At 66.5% G+C, this 25,087-nt stretch carries 25 protein-coding genes; all 25 read right to left on the bottom strand.

Annotated features, from left to right (window positions below; all coding sequences use genetic code 11):
* Positions 1–15: 15 nt before the first annotated feature.
* Entirely contained in the window at positions 16–1,518 is a 1,503-nt protein-coding gene (gene ftsZ, locus M2336_RS07935; RefSeq protein WP_181558871.1) for a cell division protein FtsZ, read from the bottom strand.
* 116 nt (positions 1,519–1,634) lie between these two features.
* Positions 1,635–2,894 carry a cell division protein FtsA gene (gene ftsA / locus M2336_RS07930; RefSeq protein WP_264569595.1) on the bottom strand — a complete coding sequence of 420 codons (1,260 nt, stop codon included), beginning with the start codon at positions 2,892–2,894 and terminating at the stop codon, positions 1,635–1,637.
* 2 nt (positions 2,895–2,896) lie between these two features.
* Positions 2,897–3,859 carry a cell division protein FtsQ/DivIB gene (locus M2336_RS07925; protein WP_264574587.1) on the bottom strand — a complete coding sequence of 321 codons (963 nt, stop codon included), beginning with the start codon at positions 3,857–3,859 and terminating at the stop codon, positions 2,897–2,899.
* Positions 3,856–4,818, bottom strand: a complete 963-nt coding sequence (locus M2336_RS07920) for a D-alanine--D-alanine ligase (protein ID WP_181558868.1) — start codon at positions 4,816–4,818, stop codon at positions 3,856–3,858. The genes M2336_RS07925 and M2336_RS07920 overlap by 4 nt, the downstream gene beginning before the upstream one ends.
* Positions 4,815–5,759: a UDP-N-acetylmuramate dehydrogenase gene (gene murB, locus M2336_RS07915; RefSeq protein WP_264574586.1), complete on the bottom strand. Its 945-nt coding sequence runs from the start codon at positions 5,757–5,759 to the stop codon at positions 4,815–4,817. Before murB ends, M2336_RS07920 begins: the two co-directional genes overlap by 4 nt.
* Positions 5,759–5,992 (bottom strand): hypothetical protein, encoded by a 234-nt coding sequence (locus M2336_RS07910; RefSeq protein WP_264592780.1) that lies wholly within the window; start codon positions 5,990–5,992, stop codon positions 5,759–5,761. The genes murB and M2336_RS07910 overlap by 1 nt, the downstream gene beginning before the upstream one ends.
* Entirely contained in the window at positions 5,992–7,419 is a 1,428-nt protein-coding gene (gene murC, locus M2336_RS07905; RefSeq protein WP_264574584.1) for a UDP-N-acetylmuramate--L-alanine ligase, read from the bottom strand. Before murC ends, M2336_RS07910 begins: the two co-directional genes overlap by 1 nt.
* A complete protein-coding gene (gene murG, locus M2336_RS07900; RefSeq protein WP_264574583.1) occupies positions 7,416–8,582 on the bottom strand; it encodes an undecaprenyldiphospho-muramoylpentapeptide beta-N-acetylglucosaminyltransferase in 1,167 nt (388 codons plus the stop codon). The genes murC and murG overlap by 4 nt, the downstream gene beginning before the upstream one ends.
* On the bottom strand, positions 8,579–9,739 hold the full coding sequence (gene ftsW, locus M2336_RS07895; protein WP_264572369.1) for a putative lipid II flippase FtsW: 1,161 nt from the start codon (positions 9,737–9,739) through the stop codon (positions 8,579–8,581). The genes murG and ftsW overlap by 4 nt, the downstream gene beginning before the upstream one ends.
* Before the next feature lie 113 nt (positions 9,740–9,852).
* Positions 9,853–11,187: a UDP-N-acetylmuramoyl-L-alanine--D-glutamate ligase gene (gene murD / locus M2336_RS07890; RefSeq protein ID WP_264574582.1), complete on the bottom strand. Its 1,335-nt coding sequence runs from the start codon at positions 11,185–11,187 to the stop codon at positions 9,853–9,855.
* Positions 11,184–12,254, bottom strand: coding sequence for a phospho-N-acetylmuramoyl-pentapeptide-transferase (gene mraY / locus M2336_RS07885; protein WP_264572201.1), 1,071 nt, complete (start codon positions 12,252–12,254; stop codon positions 11,184–11,186). The genes murD and mraY overlap by 4 nt, the downstream gene beginning before the upstream one ends.
* Positions 12,254–13,633 carry a UDP-N-acetylmuramoyl-tripeptide--D-alanyl-D-alanine ligase gene (locus M2336_RS07880; RefSeq protein ID WP_264574581.1) on the bottom strand — a complete coding sequence of 460 codons (1,380 nt, stop codon included), beginning with the start codon at positions 13,631–13,633 and terminating at the stop codon, positions 12,254–12,256. The genes mraY and M2336_RS07880 overlap by 1 nt, the downstream gene beginning before the upstream one ends.
* A complete protein-coding gene (locus M2336_RS07875) occupies positions 13,630–15,057 on the bottom strand; it encodes a UDP-N-acetylmuramoyl-L-alanyl-D-glutamate--2,6-diaminopimelate ligase (RefSeq protein ID WP_264574975.1) in 1,428 nt (475 codons plus the stop codon). The genes M2336_RS07880 and M2336_RS07875 overlap by 4 nt, the downstream gene beginning before the upstream one ends.
* Positions 15,057–16,811: a peptidoglycan D,D-transpeptidase FtsI family protein gene (locus M2336_RS07870; RefSeq protein ID WP_264592779.1), complete on the bottom strand. Its 1,755-nt coding sequence runs from the start codon at positions 16,809–16,811 to the stop codon at positions 15,057–15,059. The genes M2336_RS07875 and M2336_RS07870 overlap by 1 nt, the downstream gene beginning before the upstream one ends.
* Positions 16,811–17,446, bottom strand: a complete 636-nt coding sequence (locus M2336_RS07865; RefSeq protein ID WP_264592778.1) for a colicin transporter — start codon at positions 17,444–17,446, stop codon at positions 16,811–16,813. The genes M2336_RS07870 and M2336_RS07865 overlap by 1 nt, the downstream gene beginning before the upstream one ends.
* Positions 17,443–18,423, bottom strand: a complete 981-nt coding sequence (gene rsmH / locus M2336_RS07860) for a 16S rRNA (cytosine(1402)-N(4))-methyltransferase RsmH (protein WP_264592777.1) — start codon at positions 18,421–18,423, stop codon at positions 17,443–17,445. The genes M2336_RS07865 and rsmH overlap by 4 nt, the downstream gene beginning before the upstream one ends.
* The gene (locus M2336_RS07855) at positions 18,423–18,920 is read right to left on the bottom strand and encodes a division/cell wall cluster transcriptional repressor MraZ (RefSeq protein WP_181558856.1); all 498 of its coding nucleotides are present in this window, start codon (positions 18,918–18,920) and stop codon (positions 18,423–18,425) included. The genes rsmH and M2336_RS07855 overlap by 1 nt, the downstream gene beginning before the upstream one ends.
* Positions 18,921–19,099: 179 nt before the next feature.
* Positions 19,100–20,491, bottom strand: coding sequence for a GldG family protein (locus tag M2336_RS07850; RefSeq protein WP_264592776.1), 1,392 nt, complete (start codon positions 20,489–20,491; stop codon positions 19,100–19,102).
* Positions 20,492–20,511: 20 nt separating this feature from the next.
* A complete protein-coding gene (locus M2336_RS07845; protein ID WP_264572193.1) occupies positions 20,512–20,940 on the bottom strand; it encodes a hypothetical protein in 429 nt (142 codons plus the stop codon).
* An 11-nt stretch (positions 20,941–20,951) separates the two neighbouring features.
* Entirely contained in the window at positions 20,952–21,938 is a 987-nt protein-coding gene (locus tag M2336_RS07840; RefSeq protein WP_264592775.1) for a cysteine synthase A, read from the bottom strand.
* 95 nt (positions 21,939–22,033) lie between these two features.
* Complete coding sequence (gene tatC / locus M2336_RS07835; protein ID WP_264574577.1) at positions 22,034–22,822, bottom strand: twin-arginine translocase subunit TatC; 789 nt, start codon at positions 22,820–22,822, stop codon at positions 22,034–22,036.
* Complete coding sequence (tatB, locus tag M2336_RS07830) at positions 22,819–23,289, bottom strand: Sec-independent protein translocase protein TatB (protein ID WP_264574576.1); 471 nt, start codon at positions 23,287–23,289, stop codon at positions 22,819–22,821. The genes tatC and tatB overlap by 4 nt, the downstream gene beginning before the upstream one ends.
* 29 nt (positions 23,290–23,318) lie before the next feature.
* Positions 23,319–23,561, bottom strand: coding sequence for a twin-arginine translocase TatA/TatE family subunit (locus tag M2336_RS07825; protein ID WP_181558851.1), 243 nt, complete (start codon positions 23,559–23,561; stop codon positions 23,319–23,321).
* A gap of 95 nt (positions 23,562–23,656) precedes the next feature.
* Entirely contained in the window at positions 23,657–24,274 is a 618-nt protein-coding gene (gene scpB / locus M2336_RS07820; protein ID WP_264574575.1) for an SMC-Scp complex subunit ScpB, read from the bottom strand.
* On the bottom strand, positions 24,271–25,026 hold the full coding sequence (locus M2336_RS07815) for a segregation and condensation protein A (protein ID WP_264572368.1): 756 nt from the start codon (positions 25,024–25,026) through the stop codon (positions 24,271–24,273). Before M2336_RS07815 ends, scpB begins: the two co-directional genes overlap by 4 nt.
* Between the last annotated feature and the right edge of the window lie 61 nt (positions 25,027–25,087).

Here is a 25,087-nt window from a genome sequence, read left to right as displayed (position 1 = left end):
CCGCCGTGCACAGTTTTACTGGTTGTTCTGGCGATTGAGGAAGCGTGGCACCTCGAATTCGGTGCGATCCCGCTCGCTCTCGCTTTCCTCGGCATTGCCCTGCCGAGCCTGCCCACGGGCCAGCTGCGACATGCGCTCGAACAGCGTGCCGCCGCTCGTACCCTTGCTGGCCGGCTCCTCGGCGGGCTGCGGCGGCTCTACCCGAAGCGGCGGCTCCGGCGAGACGCTGTTGTCGAGCACCAGCTCATCCTCGCCGGTGATGTCATCGAAAGTCGACGCCGCGAAACGCGGGGCCGGCTTGGGCTCTTCCGGCTTGGGCGCCTGGAAGCTGGCAGGCGCCTCGCTGGTCGGGGCCGGTGTGAACGACTCGTTGCGCGCCGGCGCGACGCCACCAAGGTCCAGCCCTTCCTCATAACGCGGCGCGGGCGCAGCTTCCGGGCGGACGAGATTGGCCGGCGCCGACACGGCAGGCGCAGCCTGGCGCGGCGCGGCAGCGACACCCACATCGCCCAGCTTGAACGGCTGGCTGCGGGCCTGCGCCGCGGCGCTCGCTTCATTATCGATGCCCGTCGCGACGACGGAGACGCGGATCTTGCCGTTCAACTGCTCGTTGAATGCCGAACCCCAGATGATGTTCGCATCGGGATCGACCAGCTCGCGGATGTGGTTGGCCGCCTCGTCGACTTCCATCAGGCGCATATCCTCGCCACCAACGATGGAGACGATGACGCCCTTGGCGCCACGCATCGAGACGCCATCGAGCAGCGGATTGGCAATCGCCTTCTCGGCGGCTTCGAGCGCGCGCCCGTCGCCTTCGGCCTCGCCGGTGCCCATCATGGCCTTGCCCATCTCTTCCATCACGGAGCGGACGTCGGCAAAGTCGAGGTTGATGAGGCCGGGCATGACCATGAGATCGGTGATGCCGCGCACGCCCTGCTGCAGCACTTCGTCGGCCATCTCGAACGCTTCCTTGAAGGTCGTGTTCGGGTTGGCGATCAGGAACAGATTCTGGTTCGGAATGACGATCAGCGTATCGACGTGCTTCTGCAGCTCCTCGATGCCCGAGTCTGCCGAGCGCATCCGGCGCGAGCCTTCAAAGGTAAACGGCTTGGTGACCACGCCGACCGTCAGAATGCCCTTTTCACGCGCAGCCTTGGCGATGACCGGCGCTGCGCCGGTGCCCGTGCCGCCGCCCATGCCGGCAGCGATGAAGCACATGTGGACGCCCTCGAGCGCCTCCTGCACTTCCGCAATGGTTTCTTCTGCAGCGGCGCGGCCGATGTCGGGGCGCGAACCGGCGCCGAGACCCTCGGTAATGCGCGGGCCGAGCTGGATACGACGTTCTGCAGGAGAGGCATTGAGCGCTTGAGCATCCGTGTTGGCGACAATGAAGTCGACCCCATCCACGGACGCGCCAATCATGTTGGCAATCGCATTTCCACCCGCCCCGCCGACGCCGATAACGGTAATCCGCGGCTTCAGCTCGTCCACATGGGGCGGACCGATTTCAATGCTCATCAACTATCTCCTCCGGGTGCAAACCGCACCGTCACCTTGTCGGGATTCATGCACCAGATGAGCCGCCAGTTCACGTTCTTTTTAACCGCTCATCCACAATATGTTGCGGCCTGGCCCTAATAGCCGGCGCGCAACGCCGCGATCAGCCGCTGGACGACCGCTCCGCCGCGCGTCGTGTGGACGCGCTGCTCGCGCAGAGGCCGCTGCAGCAGATCCTGCCGCTCCTTCGACGCATAGAGCGCGAGGCCGGCGAGCGTCGCGAAAGCCGGGCCACGATGCGCCTCTGGCATGGCATCAAGCAGCTTGGGGCGGCCGATCCGCACGGCGCGGCCGAGCGCAGTCTGGGCGTAGTCCGCCATGCCCTTGAGCTCCGCGCCGCCGCCGGTCAGCACGACCTGGCGCCCGACCGGCGAGTGGAAGCCCATCTCGCCCAGCGCCTTGTTGACCTCAGCCATCAGCCGGTTCAGCCGCTCGCAGATGACGCCGACCAGCTCGGCGCGAGTCACGCGGCGCGCTTCGGTCTGCTCGGCGCTGCTGGCGGCGGGCGCGATTTCGATGATCTCGCGAAAGTCCCGGCGCGACTGCATGGCCGAGCCGTAAAAGCACTTCATGCGCTCGGCCTGGCTGCGGCGAATGCCGAAGGCCGAGGCAATATCGTCGGTCACGTCCGCCGCGCCGATGGGAATGGATTTGAAGCCCACCAGCATGCCGCCGATGTGCAGCGACACATTGGTGACGCCTGCCCCGAGCTCAACCAGCGCAACGCCGAGATCGCGCTCTTCGTCGGAGAGGCAGGCCGCAGCCGTGGCGACCGGCGCGGCGATGATGCTCTGCACATCGAGATAGGCGCCGCGCACGCTCGTCTCGAGGTTCCGCAACGGCGCGCTATCCGCCAGCACCACATGAATATCGACGCCGAGCTGATCGGCATGAAGCCCCATCGGCCGCGCGACGCCGCGCATCCCGTCGATGGTGTAGAGCGTCGGCTGCGCCTGCAGGATGACCCGGCCGCCCGGATCGATCCGCTCACGCGCCTGATCGTACAGGCTCTCGATATCGGCCTGCTCGATCCGCCGACCGCCGACATTGATCTCGACCGGCTCGACCTTGCTCTCGATGCTGCCGCCGGAGAAGCTCAGAATGACCTTCTCGATGTTGGTGCCGGCGACCTTCTCGGCCTGCTCGACCGTCTCGCGCACGGCCAGTTCGGTCCGCTCCATGTCGACCACGAAGCCCCGGCGCACGCCCCGGCTCTCGCGCTGACCGGTGCCCAGCACCGCCAGCGTGCCATCCTCCTGCTTGCGCGCGATCAGCGCCGACACCTTCCAGGTGCCGATGTCGATCGCGGTAATCAGCCCATCATTGCGCGCTGCCATGCTTAGCCCTCCCCACCCGATGCAGAGGTCGTCGATCGATCCTTCTCGCCGGACGTCACGACTGCCGAATCCTTGGCCGACGTCACCGCCGGCGCTTCATCCTCTTTCTTGCCCGGCGGCAGGCGCAGCACGAACCGCGCGGGATCGCGCATGTCGAACCGCAGCACGCCGCGCCCGAGCAGCCGGTCCACGCCGTCCATGCGCGCGAAGTTGACCAGCGCAGCAGCCGCGTCGGCATCGCCCTCGGGGAGCATCAGTTGCTCACCCGACTGAAAGCGCAGATCCCAGCGGCGCCCGCCAACCCAGGTCGCGCCCGCGAGCATCGGCTTGAGGGCCGGCGCGGCGTTCATCAGTTCGGCCAGCGCCTTGGTCCGCTTGTTGGCATCCGGCCCCACCACCAGGGGCAGATCGGGCAAGGCATTGGCCTCGACCGGGCCAAGCGCGACGCCGGCGGCGTCCACCAGCATCAATTGCCCGCCATTCTGCCAGACCGCAGCCGGCTGCCGCTCGACCACATCGACGATCAGCGCATCAGGCAGACGGCGGGAAATCCGCGCCTCCTTCACCCAGCCCAGCCGCATGACCTCGTTGCGCAGATTGTCGAGATCGACCGCCAGCATCGAGCGCTCGACATACTTCACGGCAATGTCAGAGACCTGCATCTCGTCCATGCGCTCAAGGCCGCGCACCTCGATCTTGGCGACGGCAAAGCCCGCGCGCCCGGCCAGATCGTTCACCTCGGCGCGCAGCATCGCCGGCAGACCCATGAAGCTGGCGGTGACCCACAGCAGGATGAAGAGGACCAGGCCGATCCCCCAGGTCATCAGCCGATTGATCTGCGCCGGACTGAGCGGAACATAGTCGAGCAGCTTGTCCAGATTGCTCCTCGCCCGCCGCGGCTTGCGGCCGGCCCGGCCGCCGCGCGCGCCGCTCGCCGAGCCGCGCTTGATCGTCGCGCTGTTCATTGCTTCCCCCCACGGTCCGCCAGAGCCTCGGCGATGATGCTCTCTACGAGTTCGCCATAGCTCATGCCCAAATATTTCGCCTGCTCGGGCACCAGGCTCAACGCCGTCATGCCGGGCTGCGTATTCACTTCCAGCAGATACAGGCCATCGAGCCCGCGCTCGTCATCCCAGCGGAAGTCCGAGCGCGACGTGCCCTTGCAGCCCAGCAGACGATGGGCCCGCAGTGCGATGTCCATCATCGCGGCGGCCATCTCGGCCGGGACGGGCGCCGGGCAGATATGGTCAGTCAGGCCATCGGTATATTTCGCGTCATAATCGTAGAAGCCGCTCTTGGGGCGCAGCTCCGTCACCGCCAGCGCCCGGTCGCCGAGCACAGCGACGGTCAGCTCACGGCCGCGAATGAACGGCTCGGCCAGCAGTTGGTCGAAATCCTGCCACGGCCCCACCGCATCGCGCGCGATCGGATTGCCGTAATTGCCCTCTTCCGTGACGATGGCGACGCCGACCGACGAGCCTTCATTGACCGGCTTGAGCACATAGGGGCGCGGCAAGGGATCGCCCGCGAAAAGGCTCTCGCATTCGACGATATGACCGCCGGGCATCGGGATGCCATGGGGCACGAGATGCTGCTTGGTAAGCTGCTTATCGATGGCGATGACCGAGGTTGCCAGACCGCTATGCGTGTAGGCGAAGCCCATGATGTCCATAAGTCCCTGCACGGTGCCATCCTCGCCCGGCACGCCATGCAGGGCATTGAACACGATGTCGGGATTGGCCGCGATGAGCTTGGCCGGAAAATCGCGGCCCTCCGCCCGGGTCGCGCCCAGGTCGATGGGCACGACCTCATGGCCGCGCTCTTCCAGCGCCTGGATGATGCCTTTCGCGCTCGACAGCGAGACATGCCGCTCGGCGGCCCAGCCACCCATGAGCACGGCGACCTTGAGACGCTTGATGCTCATTGCCCCTGCTCCTGCGCCGAACGGCCCACGCGCTGAATCTCCCATTCGAGGGTTATGCCACTCTCTGCCAGCACCCGCCGGCGCACCTCTTCGCCCAGGGACTCGATGTCCGCACTGGTCGCGCCGCCGGTGTTGATGAGGAAATTGGTGTGCTTCTCGCTCACTTGCGCGCTGCCGAGGCTGAGGCCCCGGCAGCCTGCCCGGTCGACCAGCGCCCAGGCCTTTTCGCCCGGCGGGTTCTTGAAGGTCGATCCGCCCGTCTTGCTGCGCAGCGGCTGCGATTCTTCCCGCGCGGTCGCGATCCGGTCCATTTCCGCCTGAATGGCTGCGGGCTCGGCGGGTGTGCCCCGGAATGTCGCCGCGATCACGACGGCCCCTTCGGGCAGCGTCGAATGCCGATAGGTGAAACCGAGCGCATCCAGCGGCAGGACAGTCCGCTGACCGGAGCGCAGGATGACCTCCGCCTCGACCAGAATATCCTTCACCTCGCGACCATAAGCGCCGCCATTCATGCGCACGAAGCCGCCGACCGTGCCCGGAATGGAGCGGAGAAACTCAAGCCCGCCAATGCCCGCATCGCGCGCCGTGGAGGAGACCAGAATGCCCGAGGCGCCCCCGCCGCACCGCAGCGTCTGCGGCGCGCTCTGCTCGACGCGCGCGAAGGCCTTGCCGAGCCGAACCACCACGCCGGGCACGCCGCCATCGCGAACGATCATGTTGGACCCAAGGCCCAGCGCCATCACCGGCAACGAGAGATCCAGCGCCGAGAGGAACTGCGCAAGGTCATCCGCATCCGCCGGCTCGAACAGCCAGTCCGCCGAACCGCCCGCCTTGAACCACACCAGAGGCGCGAGCGGCGCACCGCGCGTCAGCTTGCCCCGCACGGCAATGCCGTCCGGGCTCAGCTGTCGATCGACGTTCACGGAAGCGGCGGGATGCATCAGGCGCGACCGCTCCACCAGCTGGACCAACGCCCGATCAGATCGGCCTGCGCCTTGCCGGCACGGTTCATGGCTTCACCCATGTCGAGCGCGGCCTGCCCCATGCCCTTCGGCCCCATGGCGGCATGGCTCTCGACGGCGTCGATCATCTCGCGCGCCATGTCGAGACTCTTGCCATGCACCTCGATCATGCGCTCCTGCATCTCCAGGCCAATGCGCATCAGCTCCCACATCAGCCGCGCCCCTCGCCCGATGCCGCGATGGCCGGCGCCAGACCAGCCGCCCATTTGGTGATGTCGCCCGCGCCGAGGCAGACGATCATGTCATCGGCCTTCAGATCCGCGGCGAGGGCCGCGGCGAGCGCATCGGCATCGCCGATGGTCTGCGCCGCGCGATGGCCGCGACGCTTGAGGCCGGCGACCAGCGCATCGGCATCCACGCCCTCGATGGGCTGCTCGCCAGCCGGGTAGACGGGCGAAACATAGACCATGTCGGCATCGTTGAAGGATTGCTGGAACTCGTCCATCAGATCGCGCAGCCGCGTGAAGCGGTGCGGCTGCACCACGGCGATCACCCGGCCCTGCGCCCCCTCGCGGGCCGCTGCGAGGACCGCGCGGATTTCGACCGGGTGGTGGCCATAATCATCGATGACGACGGCCTTGCCGCCGCCCGTCTCGATCTCGCCCACCTTGGTGAAGCGCCGCTTGACGCCGCCGAAGCTGGCGAAGCCGGTCTGGATGGTCGCATCCTCAATGCCCATCTGCAGGGCGACGCCAATGGCGGCCATGGCATTCAGCACATTGTGCCGGCCCGGCATCGGCATGGTGATGTCGGCAATGCGTCGCGTCGAGCCATCACGCTCGCGAATCTGCACGTCGAACATATTGCCACCGGGAACGGGCCGGACATTCTCGCCGCGCAGGTCGGCCTGTGCGGAGAAGCCGTATGTCACGATCCGCCGATCCTGCACGCGCGGCAGGATCGCCTGCACCTCCGGGTGATCCAGGCAGAGCATGGCCGCGCCATAGAAGGGCACATTCTCGACAAACTCGACGAACGCGTCCTTCACCGCATCGAACGAGCCATAATGATCGAGATGCTCGGGATCGATGTTGGTGACGACGGCATAGGTACCGTCCAGCCGCAGGAAGCTGCCATCACTCTCATCGGCCTCGACCACCATCCAGTCGCTGTTGCCGAGGCGCGCGTTGGAGCCATAGCTGTTGATGATGCCGCCATTGATGACGGTGGGGTCGATCCCGCCAGCATCGAGCAGCGCCGCGATCATCGAGGTCGTCGTCGTCTTGCCATGCGTGCCGGCTACAGCGACGGTGGATTTGAGCCGCATCAGTTCGGCCAGCATTTCCGCGCGGCGGATGACCGGCACGCGGTTCTCGAGCGCCAGTTCCACTTCCGGATTGCCGCGCTTGATCGCGGTGGAGGTCACCACCACGGCAGCGTCGCCCAGATTCTCGGCCTTGTGGCCGATCATCACATTGATGCCGAGATCGCGCAGATGCTGGATGACATAGCCTTCCGACATGTCACTGCCCTGCACGCTGTAACCCATATTGTGCATCACCTCGGCGATGCCGGACATGCCGATGCCGCCAATGCCGATGAAGTGGATCGTACCGATATCCGTGCCGACGCCCTTCATGCGCCCGCTCCCGCGAGGCCGGCCATGCGCGGCGCTTCTGCGGCCCGCACGGTGTCGATGGTCTGCGGTGCGGGGCCGAAGCTCTCGATGAGATCGCACATGTCCTTCACCGCATCCGGGCGGCCGCAACGATGCGCGCGCTTGGCGGCGTTCTGGAGCGCGCCCGGTTCCATCGCCAGCTTCTGCATCTGGCGGGCCAGCTCGGCGGGGGTGAACTTGCTCTGGTCGATCGCGCGGGCGCCGCCCGCCTTCACCATCTCGAGGACATTATAGGCTTGGTGGTTATCCATGGCACTCGGCAAAGGTATGAGGATGGCGGGGCGCCCCGCGGCGGTAAGTTCGGCAATGGTCGAGGCGCCGGCGCGCCCGATCACGAGGTGCGACCAGGCGAGCTTGGTCGGCATGTCCTCGATATAGGTCGCTAGATCGGCCGGAATTTCCATCTCGGCATAGAGCGCGCGGACCTGCTCGATGTCCTCGGGCCGGCATTGCTGGGTGACCTGCAAGCGCCGACGCAGGCTGATCGGCAACATACCAAGCCCGGCCGGCACGACTTGCGAGAGGATCGACGCGCCCTGACTGCCGCCGGTGACCAGCAGGCGCAGCACGCTCTCATCGGAGAAGACCGGAAATGGCTCGTCGCGCAGGGCCAGGACAGACTCTCGCACCGGATTGCCGACCAGATAGGTCTTGTCCGCATGGCGTTTGGCGAGACGCTTCACATCGGGATAGGCCGTTGCGATGGCGGCGACCTTGCGGGCCACCAGCCGGTTGACGCGGCCGAGCACCGCGTTCTGCTCATGCACGATCGCCGGAATGCGCTCCGCAAAGGCGCCGAGCATCGCCGGCAGCGCCGGATAGCCGCCGAAGCCCACCACGGCGGCCGGCTCGAAGGTCGAGTAGAGCTGCCGGGCCATGGCGCGCCCTTCGAGAATGGCCTTGAAGCCCCTGATCCAACCGGAAATACCGCCGGACATGCGGCCGGCCGGCAGCACATGCGTCTGCACATCCTCGAACAGGCCCGGAATCTTGGCGCCGCGCTCGTCGGTAATCAGGGCGACGCGGTGGCCCCGCGCCATAAGCTCCTGCGCGATCGCGTGGGCGGGGACCATGTGCCCACCCGTGCCACCGGCGGCCAGAACATAATGCCGAAAAAGGCTCATCGCCCGCTCCATGTGACGACGTAAGGGGAGCGCGACATATACGGGTTCCGCCGGGTGAAGGCCAGCAGCAGGCCGATGCCCGAGCACAAGGCGATCATCGAGGAGCCGCCATAGCTGATGAACGGCAGGGTCATGCCCTTGGAGGGGAAGATGTGAATGTTCACGCCCATGTTGATGACGGCCTGCACGCCCATCACAAAGACAAGGCCGGAGGTTGCCATGACGATGAATGGATCTTCCTCATCCAGCAGTCGCAGCAGCACCCGCACGATGATGGCGAGATAAACGAGCGCAATGGCGATGCAGGCGATCAGGCCGAACTCTTCCCCGATTACCGAAAAGATATAGTCGGTATGGGCCTCGGGCAGATTGAACTTGGCGGTGCCGCCGCCGGGGCCAACGCCGGTCAGGCCGCCGCGCGTGATGGTCGCATAGGCCAGCTGCACCTGATCCGGCCCCGCCGCCGGATCGACGACCGGGTTAAGGAAGGAATCGATGCGCTCGCGACCATTGTCGTAGAAGAGATAAGTCAGCACGAACAGGCCGAGGCCGCCGCACGCAAAGCCCGAGAGGAGCTTGATCGAGGCGCCGCCCACCAGCAGCAGCGCACCCCAGCAGGCCACGAAAATGACCGTCTGGCCGAAGTCCGGCTGGCGCATGAGCAGCAGGGCGACGATGCCGGTCAACATGCCCGTCAGCGGGATCACCGGCAGCGACGGATCACGCGCGCGCAGTGACAGCAGCCAGGCAATGGCGACGACGAAGAAGGGCTTGAGAAACTCGGACGGCTGGAAGCGGAAGGCGCCGCTGCCCAGCCAGCGCGAGGCGCCGTTCACGCTTGTCCCGATGATCGGCACGAGCACCAGCATCACCGCGAACAGCGCTGCCAGACCGACCGCCAAGCGGCGGGCCTGGGTGCGCGGCAACATGGAAATCACGATCATCAGCGGCAGGCCGAGGCCGATCCACATGAGCTGGCGATAGAAGAAATAGAGGGGCGAGAGCGAGGCCGAGTGGGTCGACAGCTTGGCCGCCGCCACGGGCGAGGCCGCCGCGACCGCCACCAGCCCGATCGCGATCAGCACCACGATGAGGCCGAGCAGCACCCGGTCGATTTCCCAGAACCAGATCGCCAGCGCGGTCCGCTCGCGCGGCATGGGCTTGCCGGGGCGCGCCCGCAAAGGAGACAAAGCGACATCGAGCGGCGGCGCGGTAACCGGCTTTGCCGCCTCGCCTTCGACCATGACCACGCCTTCGTCTCCGCGCTCGCTCATGCCCCTGCCCCCGTTTCTGCCCCTGCTTTATCGCGAAGCGCGGCCACGGCGGCCGCAAAGGCATCGCCCCGCGCCTCGAAATCCCGGAACTGATCGAACGACGCGCAGGCCGGCGAAAGCAGGACGATATCGCCCGGCTGCGCATGTGCGGCGGCTTCGGCCACGGCCGTGACCATCAACTCGCATTCGGTGACGGGCACGGAGGCCTCACCCAGCAGACGGGCGAACAGCGGCCCGGCCTCGCCGATGGTGTAGCCCCGCGCGATGTTGGGGAAGCCCGCCGCGCACTCATCGAGCGAATCCGACTTGGCGAGACCGCCGAGAATCCAGTGGATGCGCGGCCGTCCGTCGACCGGCGGCCAGGCAGCGAGCGCCGGCGCGGTCGAGGCGGCATTGGTCGCCTTGCTGTCGTTGACGAACAGCACGCCGTCGATTTCGGCGACGCGCTGCATGCGGTGCGGCAGGCTGACATAGCTCGCCAGCGCCTGCGCCGTCGTCTCGCGCGCAATGCCCAGCGCCTCTGCCACGGCCTTGGCGACCGCGACATTCTGCGCATTGTGCGGCCCCTGCAGCGCGGGCCAGCGCGACTGGTCCTCGGCGGCAATCGACTGGGCGGTCACGGGCACGGTCTGCGGCAGAGCATCGGCGATGCGCCGCGTCACCGCATCGTCGACCGCGATGATCGCCGGATGATCGGGGGACTGCATGGCAAAGAGGCGCTGCTTGGACGCGACATAGCCCTCAAAGCCATCATAGCGGTCGAGATGATCGGGCGTGATGTTGAGCAGCACCGCCACGTCGCAATCGAGACTGAAGGTCAGATCGATCTGATAGCTGGAAAGCTCCAGCACATAGACCCCGCCCTCCGGCAGCGGTGCCTGCGCGAGAATGGGCAGGCCGATGTTCCCACCCATGCGCGAGGGCAGCCCCGCCGTGCGCACGATGTGATCGATCAGCGCCGTCGTGGTCGACTTGCCATTGGTGCCGGTGATGCCAACCACGCGATGCGCCGGCAGGCTCGACCGTGCCAGCGCGAACAGCTCGATGTCGCCGATGATCGGCACGCCGGCGGCGCGCGCGCGGCATGTCACCGGGTGACGGTTGAGCGGCACGCCCGGCGAGACGACCAGCGCGTCCAGCCCGGCCAGGTCCATCTCCATCGGATCGCCCAGCTCGGCCTTGTCGGCCACCAGTGCCCGCGCATCCTCGCGCTGGTCCCAGGCGATGACATGAGCACCGCTGGCGGCGAGGGCATCGACCGTGGCGAGGCCGGAGCGGGCCAGCCCCAGAACGGCATAGCGCTTGCCGGCAAAGGCGGGGGAAACGATCATCGCAGCTTCAACGTCGCAAGGCCCGCGAGCGCGAGGACGAAGGAGACGATCCAGAAGCGGATCACCACCGTGGATTCGGGCCAGCCAAGCTGCTCGAAATGATGATGGATAGGCGCCATGCGGAACACCCTTTTGCCGGTGCGCTTGTAGAAGAACACCTGAATGACGACCGACATCGCCTCCACCACGAAGATGCCGCCGATGACCGCCAGCACGATCTCGTGATGGGCCGCCACGGCGATCACGCCGATGGTGCCGCCCAGCGCGAGGCTGCCGGTATCACCCATGAACACCGCCGCCGGCGGCGCGTTGAACCACAGGAAGGCGAGGCATGCCCCGACAATCGCGCCGCACAGGATCACCAGATCGCCCGCGCCCGGCACATGGGGAATGCCGAGATAGGACGCATAATCGGCGCGGCCGACAAGATAGACGATGAGCATGAAGGCCATCGACGCCACAATCACCGGCATGGAGGCCAGCCCGTCCAGCCCGTCGGTGAGGTTCACCGCATTACCGAAGGCGACGATGACGAAGGCGCCGAACAGATAATAAAGCGGCCCAAGGTCCAGCGCCCCGCCGCTCCAGAAGGGCAGATACAGCAAGGTGCCGTTCTGGCTGACGATCAGCCAGGTGGCGAACCCGGCGATGCCGAATTCCGCCAGCAGGCGCGCCCGGGCGGAGAGGCCCTTGTGGCTCGCCTTGGTCACCTTGTCATAATCGTCCATGAAACCGATGGCGCCAAAGCCCAGCGTCACGATAAGGCAGGCCCAGATATAGACCGAGGTGACGTTCATCCACAGCAGCACCGCGCTCGCCATGGCGGTGAGGATCATCAACCCGCCCATGGTCGGCGTGCCGCGCTTGACGAAGTGCGTCTGCGGCCCATCCTCTCGGATCGGCTGCCCCTTGCCCTGGCGGACACGCAGCCAGCCGATGAAGCGGGGACCAATCACCAGCCCGATGATCAGCGCCGTCATGATCGCGGCGCCGGCCCGGAATGTGAGGTAGCGGACCAGGTTGAAGATGCCTGGGAAATTCAGTTGTTCAGCGAGCCAATAAAGCATCAGGCCACCTCGCTTGCTGCGAGCTGTTCGACAAGTCGCGAAAGTCCGACACTGTTGGACCCCTTGACCAGCATCACATCACCGCTTTTGACCGTTAAGCGTGCGAATTCAACGGCCTGATCGACATTTGCGACATGCTCGACGGAAATTTCGCTGGCCAGAGCATCGGCGAGCGGTGCCATTTCCTCGCCGACCAGAAGCGCCACATCCACCTTCGCATCGCGAATGGCCTGCGCCAGCCCGGCGTGAAGCGGCGCGGACTGGTCGCCAAGCTCCTTCATCGCGCCCAATATCGCGATCCGCCGCTGCGCCCGCTCCTCGCCAAGCTGCGCCAAGGTGGCGGCCATGGAGGCGGGATTGGCATTATAGGCTTCATCGATGATCAAGGCCTCGCCACCGTCCGCGGTCGCGATGGGGCGGCGCGCGCCCCGGCCTGGCAGCCCGGTCATTTCCGCCAGCGCAAGCCCGGCCTGCGCCAGATCGCCACCGGCCGCCTCGACCACGGCCAGCACGCCCAGCGCATTGCTGACCCAGTGGCGACCGGGCATTCCGACCACCAGACTGAGGCGCGCCGCGCAGGTCTGCACGGTGATGCGGGTACCGGCAGCGCCCACGGACATTTCGTCGATCAGTCGGACATCCGCCCCGGCATCGCGCCCGAAGGTGACGACTTGCCCGGCGTGACGACCGGCGTGGTCGGTCAGCAGCGGCGCATGCGGCGAGTCGGCGGGAATGACCGCCGTGCCGCCTTCGACAAGGCCTTCGAAGATCTCCGCCTTGGCCAGCGCGATCTTCTCTTCCGTGCCGAAATATTCGATGTGCGCGGGCGCAATCGTCGTGACGATGGCGACATGCGGGCGGACGAGCGCGGTCAGCGCCCGCAGTTCGCCCTCATGGTTCATGCCCATCTCGAACACGCCATAGCGCGCCTCGCGCGGCATCCGCGCCAGCGAAAGCGGCACGCCGACATGATTGTTATAGCTCTTGAGCGAACGATGGGCGGCGCCCTGGCTCATCCGGTCGAAGGCAGCAAACAGAGCTTCCTTGACGCCGGTCTTGCCGACCGACCCGGTGACGCCGATGATCTTTGCTGACGTCCGCTCGCGCGAGGCACGACCAAGATCATCGAGGCCCTTCGCGGTGTCGGTGACGCGAACGCAGGGGCCTTCGACTGCCCGGTCGACCAGCAGCCCCGATGCGCCGGACGCCAGCGCGCCGGGGATATAGGCGTGACCATCCGCGCTCTCGCCATGCAGCGCGACGAAGAGATCGCCGGCCGCGACCTCCCGGCTATCGAACGCGACACCGCTCACCGCGAAGGCCGTGGAGGCTGCCCCGCCGGTCGCGGCGGCGATCTCGTCGGAAGTCCACAAGCTCATGCAGCGCATTCCCGCGCCACGGTGACATCGTCGAACGGCAGCACGCGGTCGCCGATGATCTGGCCCTGCTCATGCCCCTTGCCGGCCAGCAGCACGATATCGTCCGGCCCCGCCTCGGCAATGGCGGCAGCGATGGCAGCCCGTCGCCCGCCAATTTCCCGTGCGCCCGGCGCACCGGCCATGATTGCGGCACGGATCACCTGCGGGTCTTCCCCGCGCGGATTGTCATCGGTGACGATCACGACATCGCTCAGGTCGCTGGCAACGCCGCCCATCAGCGGGCGCTTGCCGGCATCGCGATCCCCACCAGCGCCGAACACGGTGATGAGCCGACCGCGCACATGCGGGCGCAGCGCTTCGATGGCGGCGCGCAGCCCGTCGGGCGTATGGGCATAATCGACATAGACCGGCGCACCGGCAGTGGTGATGACGGCGCGTTCCAGCCGACCGCGCACCGGCTGCACGCGCGAGAGCAATCCCAGCACCGTCTTCAGCGCGCCGCCGGTTGCGAGGACCAGTCCAGCGGAAACCAGCGCATTGGCGGCCTGATAGGCGCCGATGAGCGGCAGATCGACCTTGTGCGTGCCGCCCTCCGCCTCGATCATAAGCGTCTGCCCAAGATGGGTCGGCGTTTGCGTGACCAGCCGCAGCGTCTCGCCGGCCGAACCGACGGTCATCAACTGCAAGCCCCGGCGACGCACATGCTCGATCACTTCGGCAGAGCGTTCGTCATCGGCCCAAATGACAGCGACGCCATCATCCGCGACAACCTCGTCGAACAGCCGCATCTTGGCCGCGAAATACATGTCCATAGTGCCGTGATAATCGAGATGATCGCGGCTCAGATTGGTGAAGGCGCCCGCCGCAACGCGCGGCCCCTCGGCGCGATATTGGGCCAGCCCATGGCTCGACGCCTCATAGGCGACATGATCGATGCCTTCCTTGGCGAGCCCGGCCAGATTGGAGAGGAAGGTCACCACGTCCGGGGTCGTGAGGCCGGTCGAAACCTGATCCACGGCGGTCGTCACACCCAGCGTGCCGATGGACGCGGCGCCATGGCCCATCATGCGCCAAAGCTGCCGGGTGAGCTCGACCGTCGAGGTCTTGCCGTTGGTGCCGGTGACCGCGACCAGCGTCTGCGGATAGGGCGCATAATAGCGCGCCGCGAGGCTCGCAAACAGGCGGCGCGGTTCCTCGGCGGCGATGTGGGGGACGCCGGTCACCCGCGCGTCCGGGGCCGCGACGACAGCCGCGGCGCCCGCAGCGATGGCGGCGTCGATAAAGTCCTCGCCGTTCACCCGCGCGCCGCGAAACGCGCCGAACACGGCGCCGGGCGCCACCTTGCGATGGTCCAGTGCGAAGCCGCTCACCTCGGCATCCTTGGCCGGATCAATCGAGTCAGGCACGAGCGTGGAAAGGCGCATCATTCGGCCACCTCTTCGTCTCTGACCAACGGGGTCAGCTCAGAAATGTCGACGTCGCGGAACGCCTCGGGATAGACGCCCAGCAGCGGCGCGGCGCGCGACACGAAGGACTTCACCACCGGGGCCGCCGTATAAGCCGCCGTGCGGATGCCCGGGTAGCGGGCACTGCCCTGCGGCTCGTCCATCATAACGATGACGACATAGCGCGGCGCTTCCATCGGGAAAGCCGCAGCGAAGGTGGAGACCAGCGAGCGACGGGCATAGCCGCCGTCCTTGGGCTTCTCGGCCGTGCCCGTCTTGCCGCCGACGCGATAGCCTTCGGCATCCGCATTGCGCCCGGTGCCGGTCTGCACGATCATCCGCAGCAACTGGCGCATCTTCGCGCTGGTCTGCTCGGAGAACACCCGGCGGGCGGCCACTTGTTCATTCGGCTTGCGCTTGAGAACGGTGGTGGGGTGCCAGATGCCGCCATTCACCAGAGCGGCATATGCGCTCGCCAGATGCATCGGCGTCACGGCGATGCCGTGGCCATAGGCCGTCGTCATGATCGTCGTGCGATACCAGCGCGACGGGAACAGCGTGCCGGCCTGTTCGCGCAGCTCCACCGTGGCCGGACGGTCGAACTCCAGCGAGCGATAGGCAGCCTCAAGCGGCTTTTGCCCCATTTCATCGGCGATGCGGGCCGTGACAATGTTGCTGGAGTGCACCAGCGCCTCCGGCACCGTCAGCCAGCGGCCCAGTGGGTGGTCATCCTTGATGGTGAACCGCCCGACCGGCAGCGGCGCCGTGGCATCATAGCGCTTGCTCATGCTGACGATGACGCCCGCATCCATGGCGATGGCAAAAGACAGCGGCTTGAACGTCGAGCCGAGCTCATAGCGCGCCTGAACCACGCGATTGCAGCGCGGCGACATGTCGCAGGTGATCTGGCCCCGGCGCATTTGGCCGTCCGGGCCCATCACCATCGGCGCCTCGACCGGCACCAGGCGGTTGGGATTGAACGTGGGCAGAGACGCCATCGCGATCACTTCGCCATTGCGCGAATCCAGCACGATGCCGACGGCGCCCTTGGCGCTCTGTTCCGCCATGCCGAGCGACAGCTCTTCCTCCAGCGCGGCCTGAACGCGGCTATCGATGGAAAGCTGCAGCGGCTGCCCGCGCGTCTTTTCGTCGGTCAGCCGGTCATCGAACGCGCGCTCGACGCCCATGGCACCGAACCCATCCCGATTGACGAAACCGATAAGGTGCGCGGCCAGCGTGCGCTGCGGATACAGCCGCTCCGCCTCACGCGGAAACTCGATGCCGATCTCGCCCAGGGCATTCACAGCGGCAACATCGCGCGGCACGGCGCGGGTGCGGAGGTAGTTCCACTGCCCGCCCGAGGTCAGCTTGGCGTAGAAATCCGCTTCGGACTGGTCCGGGAAGATCGCGTGGAGCTTTTTGGCCAGATCGCGCGGATCGCCGAGCAGGCGGTCGCGGCGCACGGCAATGGCGTAGCCGTCGATATCGCGCGCCAATGGCACGCCATTGCGGTCGACAATATCGGCGCGCCCCGGAATCGGGATGGGGCTGGCCATGCGCTCGGCTTGGGTACCGGCATCGATGCCCATCCAGACCATTTTCGCCGCCATCACCATTGTGATCGCGGCGAAAATAAGCAGGAGGAGCATGATCCGGCCGTGGGCCACCGTGACCAAATCTGTCGGCTTCCGATTCTCGGAACGCGGCTCCGGCCGCGCCAAAATGGTGGCCATCAGGGCACCATGGCTTCACTTAGAGCCGGGCCGCCCAGCAGCTTCTTGTCGAGCAGGGCCAGCCGGGCTGCCTTGCGGGAGGCCGGATCGGGCTCGACAGTGCGGCGCGCCGCAGCCTCTGCCGGCGCGCGCGTTGCTGGCGCCGTCTTCGCCTTAGCCTCCGCCAAGGGCGGCCGGGGCTCGGCAGCCGAGGCGGTGCGAATGAAGGCGAACTCGGAGGCCACATCGGCGCCGCTCCGCGCTGCCGGCTTTTCGGGCGCTGCCGCGACCGGCGCAGGCGGGGTGTTCTGGGCCATCGCGGTCATGACGGGCGGCGGGCTGTAGCCGCCGGTCACCGGCGCCATGCGGTCCAGATTGGCGAGCGCGCGCTCATTGGGCAAATATTGCGCAGGTGCCGGCACATACAGGCGCAGGTCGCTGGTGTTCCAGGCATGGAGCTGACGCATGGTCGCCCGCGCGCCGAATTCCGCCTCAAGATAGCGGATGTCTGCGCGGGTCCAGCGAATCTGGTCGATCGTATGCCGCACCGCGTTCCGCTCCGTCGCAACCTGCAGGCTGATCAGATAGGCGGCGAGCGCCCCCATGGCGACCACGAGAATCCACATGATGCTTTGCAAGCGCTTGATGGCGATCATGATCGTGCTCCCACAGATTGGTGCATGGCAGGGGCTTCAGTTCGGATGGCGCTACGCAGCGTTGCGGAGCGCGCACGGGGGTTGGACTTGAGTTCGGCATCGCCGGGGCGAACAGCGCGGGCGGGCTTCTGGAAGGTCGGGCGCACGGCGGATTTGACCTCCGGCCGGTGGCGCGAGCCGGCACCCTCCTGCCCGCTGCGCGTGCGGAGAAAATTCTTCACGATTCGGTCTTCCAGGCTGTGGAAGGTCACCACCGCCAGCCGGCCGCCCGGGCGCAACACGGCCTCGGCGGCATCCAGACCGCGCTCCAGCGCATCCAACTCACCATTGAGGTGAATGCGGATCGCCTGGAAAGTCCGCGTCGCCGGATCGGTCTTGTCGCCGGGCCGCTTGCCAAGCGCCTTGTGGACCGCCCCGACGAGGTCGCCGATGGTCGCCAGCGGGCGCGCTGCCACGATGGCGCGCGCGACACGGCGCGACTGCCGCTCCTCGCCATAACGATAGAGGATGTCCGCCAGCTCGGCCTCATCGACGCGATTGAGGAACTCTGCCGCCGTCTCGCCGGACTGGCTCATCCGCATATCCAGAGGGGCATCCGGAAAGCGGAAGGAGAACCCGCGCCGCTCGCGATCGAGCTGCATGGAGGAGACGCCGATATCCAGCGTCACGCCATCCACGCTATCGACACCGGCCTCAGCCAGCAGCCGTTCCATCTGCGCGAAATTGCCGGCGAGCAGCGTAATCGCGCCCTCACTGGCTGCGACGACCGCCTGCCCTTCGGCAATGGCGTCAGGATCCTGATCGATCGCGAAGACCCGCGCACCGCGCGCAGCCATGGCGCGGCTGTACCCGCCGGCACCGAATGTGCCGTCGACATGACGCTCGCCAGGGGCAATGGCAAGCGCGTCCAGCACTTCGTCGAGCAGCACGGGGCGGTGCGGCTCGGCCGGCGGGTTCGCAAGGGAAGCCGCGCTCATCAGCGCTCCTCCCGTTTGGCCTTGAGCTCATCGAGGAAGGTTTCGCATTCCTCGATGGCAAGCAGGTTCGCCGAATTCTCGGCGAGGAAGCGCTCGGGACTCCAGAGTTGGACGAGGCGACCGCCCCCCACAATGAAGAGCGCGTCGGTGATGCCGTACAACCGCCGAAAAGCCGGCGGCAGGGTGAACCTGCCGCCGGAGTCGATGGTAACGGTCTTGATGGTGCTCCAGAAGTTCGCGTCCGCCATTTCCGCGTCGAAATCCTCGCCACGGGTCATGGCGATGCGGGCGGCCTCGTCGAACTTGTTCTGAAAGAAATCGAGCTGTTTGCTGCCGAAAAGCGACACATATTTGCGGGTGGGATCGGCCCGAACAAGCATGGTGCCGGGCTGGGTGCTGTGCTCATTCAGGACGGAGCGGAACGACATCGGCAGCGCGAAGCGCCCCTTGCCGTCCAGGGCACTGGCCCCGTTCCCCATGAAATAAGCCGATGACACCCCAACGAACTCCCTGCGCGGGGCACAGGCCTTCCCGCTCCGGAAAGCACCAAGCTGACCGGTTGATAGACTCGCGAAGATACGAGTGCCCCTAGGCCTGCGGTATTAGCAGTCCGCCCCCGGGGAGAAAAGGGAGAATCTTGGATAAAGTGGGAAATGATGGGAAAATCTTGGGCGGATTAGGGAGAAATGCCCTCCGTTTTTCTTATGTTCTCATTATGACCCGTATTTGTCCGAACCATGGGCTGGGAATAGCGGGGATTGCGCACCACCAGCGCCAGCAGGAGGGAAAGGGCCAGCGCAGCGCCCAGCGCGAAGCGGAGACCCCGCACCAGAGCGGCCTCGTCCTTCACCCAACTCGTGAAAGTGCCGGTCGAGAGCGGCTCGTCGCGCAGCCACGCGGCGAGAACGTCCGGCGCATCGCTGGTGCGCAGCGCGCGGTCAGCCCCATCCTGCGAGGCCAGCGTCCAGAGGCGATCATCGATCCAGTCCGCATCCGCCACCAGCAGCGCCTGCCCCCTGCCCAATCGACAGGTCGCGATGAACCCCTGCTCGGCGGGCGTGCAGCCGGCCGTCGGCTCGCGCACCACGAAGCGCGAGGCGCCTGCCACCTGCAGCAAGGCGCCAGACGCCAAGGTTCGCCGATCGGACGCCTCGCCCCCATGGCCATCGCCATGGGATTGCGCGCTGAATTCCGCAGCCTCGAGCCGCACGCCCCAATGGGCCAGCAGCGGATCGAGCAGACTCGTGAGCGGCGGTCGCCCGGGATGGACGAGCGGGCGCGGGTCCGGCCAGAGCAACAGCGGATCGGCCAGCACCACCGCGCGTCCACCCGCGCGCACCCAGCGGTCCAGCGCGACCAGTTCTTCGGGCGCCATCGCACGCGGCTGCGCCAGCAGCACCGCCGCGTGCCCAGCCAGGCTATGGTCATTGAGCGCATCGAGAGGGTGCAGGGAGACATGAAGATCAAGCGCGCGCAGCAAGGGCGAGCGCAGGCCGATCGACTGCGTCGCCGGCACTCCGTGAACGGCGCCCATGGCGACATCATGCAAGGGCAAGGCCGAGAACAACGCGACGCTTGGCCGATCCCCGGCTGTGGCGGATTGGGAAGCATTGCGCATGGCCGGCACGGCCCAGTTCGCGACAAGCACAGCCCCTACGCACAGCGCCAGCGCCGAACCCAGCCTTACCCGGCGGGAGCGGCCTGCGACCAAGGCCCACAGACTGCCGACGATGGCCAGCCCGGCCGCGAGCGCGATCATGCCGGCCCAGGGCAGACGGACGGACGCCAACCCGATCAGGCACAGCGGTGGCAGCAGGACGACGGCCGACAGAGCCGCAACCGTCGGCCAGCGCAACCTTGCAGGAGCAGCCTCGGCGCGGTCCCCCTGCCCGGAGCGGACCGCGCCGGTCAGCAGGATGGCGCCCACAATGATCCCCGCCGTGCCCGGCCACAGCCAATCGAGCGGATCGAGCCGTCCGGTCCGCAGGCTGGTGCCGGTCAGCCCGAGCAGAAGCGACACGATGGCAGGGGCAAGCGTCGCCGCCAGCAGCAAGGCAGTGCGGGGCATCGCGGCAACCGGGCGACGGCTCAGGGCGTCTGCTGCTGGGCGGGGCGCTGCGACTGGGCCTGATCGCGGTCCTGATCCATGCGCTGACGCAATTGCGGATCGGGCTCCAGATCGGGCACGGGCGATGGCAGGATGGGCGCGGCGCTGTCCGATGTGGTCGGCGTGACGCCCAGATCCGCCAGCGGTTCATTGTTGGTCGGCGCCGGCGTGCCGGTCGTATTGGCGCCACCGGTCTGTGCGGCGGCGGACGACGCATCGCTCGACATCGTCGCCGTATCGCTCGTCCCATCCTGACGGACGGCATCGACGATCAGGTTCGCCAGCGTAACGACCAGCAGAACCGCGGCCAGCCCCACCAGGCCGATCTGCACGCGCTGCAACTCTTCACGATGGGCGCGAACGTCGCTCTTGCGGCTCACTGCTTCCCGTTCGGGCCGACTGTCCGCCATCTTTGCGCTCCCTAGTCCGCCAACCATGGGAAAGGCGTCAACCCCTTGGAAACCAGCCAGTCCCGATTGTAAAGCGTGGAAAGATAGCGAAGGCCCGTGTCGCACAGGATGGTGACGATGCGGCTGCCCGGCCCGAGCTTGCGGCCCAGTGCAACGGCACCTGCGACATTGATGCCGGTGGAAAGGCCAACGCACAGCCCCTCGCCCATCAGCTTCTCGACCCACATCATGCCTTCTTCGTCAGACATGCGGAACTGCGTGTCGATCGGCGCACCTTCGAGATTGGCGGTGATGCGGCCTTGGCCGATCCCCTCGGCGACCGAGGAGCCTTCCGCCTTCAGTTCGCCATGGGCGTAATAATTGTACAGCGCCGCACCATAAGGGTCGGTCAGCGCGATGGTGATCGCCTCGCTCTTCTGCTTGAGGCCGAGGCCGACGCCCGCAAGCGTACCGCCCGTTCCGGCCGCGCAGGTGAAGCCATCGATGCGCCCTTCCATCTGCGCCCAGATTTCCTCGGACGTGCCGACGATGTGAGCTCTGCGATTGGCGATATTGTCGAACTGATTGGCCCAGATCGCGTTCGGCGTTTCCTCAGCGAGACGGCGCGAGGTGTGCACGAAGTGACCGGGATTGGCATAAGGCGCGGCGGGCACGAGCACCAGCTCGGTACCGAGCGCGCGCAGCGTGTCCATCTTCTCGCGGCTCTGCGTCTCGGGCATGACGATGATCGTGCGATAGCCCTTGGCATTGGCGACCAGCGCGAGGCCGATGCCGGTGTTGCCGGCCGTCCCTTCGACGATGGTGCCGCCGGGCTGCAGCAAGCCTTTTTCCTCGGCATCTTCCACGATGAACAGGGCGGCGCGGTCCTTGACCGAGGCGCCGGGGTTCATGAACTCACATTTGCCGTAGATTTCGGCGCCGCTGGCCTCGGACGGCCCGGCCAGCCGGACAAGAGGCGTATTACCGATGAGGGAGATCGTATTGGGATGGACGGTCATAGCGACTGACTAGGACGACGAAGCGCGCTGAGCAAGGCAGGAGATTGCATGGCCGCCGCAAGCCCAGCTTGTCCCGCAGCGCTGCCGGAACGCGCTTATTCGGACCGGACGAGCGCCTGCTCGTCTTCGCCCTGTTCGCGGGCCGCGCGCCGATCCGTAAACCAGATGAAAATCAGCGTCATTTCGTAGAGGATGATGAGCGGAATGGCGAGCATGAGCTGCGAAACCACATCGGGCGGCGTGAGAACCGCCGCCACAGCCACCGCACCGACGATGAAATAGCGCCGCGCACCCACCAATTGCGCGCGCGAGACGATGCCGGCGCGATTGAGCAGCATCACCAGCACCGGCAGAAGAAAGCTGATGCCGAAGGCCAGGATGAACTGCATGACGAGGCTGAGATAGCTGTCCACGCTGGGCAGCGCTTCCAGCTGCATCCCGCCCGCATCGCCCTGAAAGCGCAGGAAGAAGTGAAATGCGGTCGGCATCACCAGATAATAAGCAAAGGCCGCGCCGCCGACGAACAGGATGGGCGTTGCCAGCAGGAAGGGCAGCAGCGCCCGCTTTTCCTTGGCATAAAGGCCCGGCGCGATGAACGCCCAGAGTTGGTTGGCGGTGATCGGGAAGGAGATGAAGAAGGCGCCGAACATGGCGACCTTCAATTCCACGAAGAACGCCTCATAAAGCTTGGTGTAAACGAGCTTTCCGACCGTGTTGCCAAAGCCCTGCTTGAGCGGCTCCACGAGAAAACCGAGAATGTCGCCCGCAAAATAATAGCAGACCGCGCCGGAAATGAAGAGCGCGGCGACGCAGCGCAACAGGCGCTTTCTCAGCTCGATGAGATGATCGAGCAGGGGCGCCTTGGTATCGTCAATGTCCTTCATGCGGTACGCGGTCCGTTCGGCTCGTCGGAGGTGCCAAGCGGCAGGCTGGACTGCGCCATGCTCTCGCTGGCGGGCGCGTCGCGCTTGTGCGCCGGGCCGGCATCCTCGACCGTCTCGCCGGTATGGGACGGCGCGTCATCGGTCGCGACCTTATCGTCACGATCCCCCAGCAATTCCGGCGCGCTATGATCCTGCAGGGCGGCTGTGCTCGCCGGATCGCTGAACTCCGTATTGCGGGTTTCGTCCATGATTTTCTGGTTCTGCTTGGCCCACTGCTTCTGCAGTTCCTCAAGCTCGGCTTCGCGCACCATCGCGTCGATGCCGCTGCGGAAATGGCGCGCCATGCCGCGCGCCTTCCCGACGATCTGACCGAATTTATAGAGCGCGCGTGGCAAATCCTTGGGGCCGATCACGAGGACCGCCACCACCGCGATCAGCAGCAGCTCTGTGGACGCAATGTCAAACATGCCAGGTTGGCCTGATCAGACCGCCCGGATCAGCTTTCGAGCTTCTGCTCTTCGCGCGTCGCGCTGCTCTCGCCGGCTGCGGACTGACGATCGATGCGCTGCGCAGGCTTCGCCGCGCTCGCCGTATCGCCGTCATCATCCGCAAGGCCCTTCTTGAAGCTCTTAATACCCTTGGCGACATCGCCCATCAGGCTGGAGATGCGTCCGCCGCCGAACAGCAGCACGATCACCAGCACCAGTACGACCCAGTGAATCGGGGAACCGAAACCCATCAGAAATCTCCTGTGAATGCGCCCTAACTAAGCCCTGCGGGTCCATAGCGCAATGGCCATCCCGGCATCAGCCCTTGCCTCATCGAATAAGGCGATCAGTCCTCATCTTCTTCATCTTGTGGGTCATTTTCAAGACTCCCCTGCAAATCCAGCGATTCCATCGCCAGATCGACCGGATCGAGCAGGCCGGCAGCGCGCAGATCGTCGATCCCGGGCAGATCGCGCCGGCTGGCGAGGCCGAAGTGGCTCAGAAAATCAGGGGTCGTCGCATAAGTGAGCGGCCGTCCCGGCACCTCTCGCCGCCCCGCCGGGCGCACCCAGCCCGCCTCCATCAGCACGTCCAGCGTCCCCTTGCCGACCTGCACGCCGCGAATCGCCTCGATCTCCGCGCGGCTGACCGGTTCGTGATAAGCGATGATCGCCAGCGTCTCGACCGCGGCCCGGCTGAGCTTGCGCGGCTCCTCCCGCTCGCGGCGCAGGATATGGCTGAGATCGGCTGCCGTCTGGAAATGCCAGCGCCCGCCCCGCTCGACCAGTTCAATCCCGCGACCGGCATAATGCGCGGCCAAAGCCGACAGGCAGCCCCGGATATCGCCGTCCAGCCCGCTATGCCGCTGGATCTCGGCGACCGTCAGCGGCGCCTCGGCCGCGAACAGCACGGCTTCCACGAGACGCTCCATCTCGCTCGCAGCATGGAACTCCGGCACGCTCATGACGGCACCGCCGGCGCGCGCAGGTACAGCGGCGCGAACGTCTCTTCCTGCCGCAGTTCGACGCGCCCTAGCCGCGCGAGCTCCAGCGCTGCGACGAAACTGCTGGCCAACGCCGAGCGGCGCAGCTGCGGATCAGCGGTTTCGGGCAGGAACCGGCCCAGCTCGGCCCAGTCCAGCTCCATGCCGATCAGGCGCGACACCCGCTCAATGGCTTCATCCAGCGTCATCACCGGCCGGCGATGGACGATGTGGATGCGCGGCGCCGTCCGCGCCTTCACCTGCCCATAAGCCTGAATGATGTCGAACAGGCTGGCCTGCCACACGATTGCGCGGGGCCGGTGCAATCCTTCCGGCGCCGCACGGGGGAAGACATCCCGGCCTAGCCGATCCCGCGCCATCAGGCGGGCGCCCGCCTCGCGCATCGCCTCCAGCCGCTGCAGCCGCAGATGGAGGCGCAGCGCCAGTTCCTCGGGCGAGGGCTCGGGCTGCGCTTCCTTGGGCAGCAGCAGCCCGGATTTGAGATAGGCGAGCCACGCCGCCATCACCAGATAATCGGCGGCCAATTCCAGCCGCAGTTCCGCCGCTTCCTCGATGAAGCGCAGATATTGCTCGACAAGGGCGAGGATGGAAATCTCGCGCAGATCCACCTTCTGCGTCCGCGCCAGCGCCAGCAACAGATCGAGCGGCCCTTCCCAGCTTTCCACCGAGACGGTGAGGATGGCATCGCCTGGCAGGCGGCGGACAGGCTCCATCCACTCGCCATCGAACAGCCCGGTCGGCGCCTTATCGGCAGGCTGGACGGGCGAGCTGGCG

It is taken from the genome of Sphingobium sp. B1D7B (genome assembly GCF_025961965.1).
Lineage (GTDB): Bacteria > Pseudomonadota > Alphaproteobacteria > Sphingomonadales > Sphingomonadaceae > Sphingobium.
The sequence above is the reverse complement of the archived record's forward strand: the minus strand, read 5'-3'. Positions and strand labels throughout refer to the sequence as shown.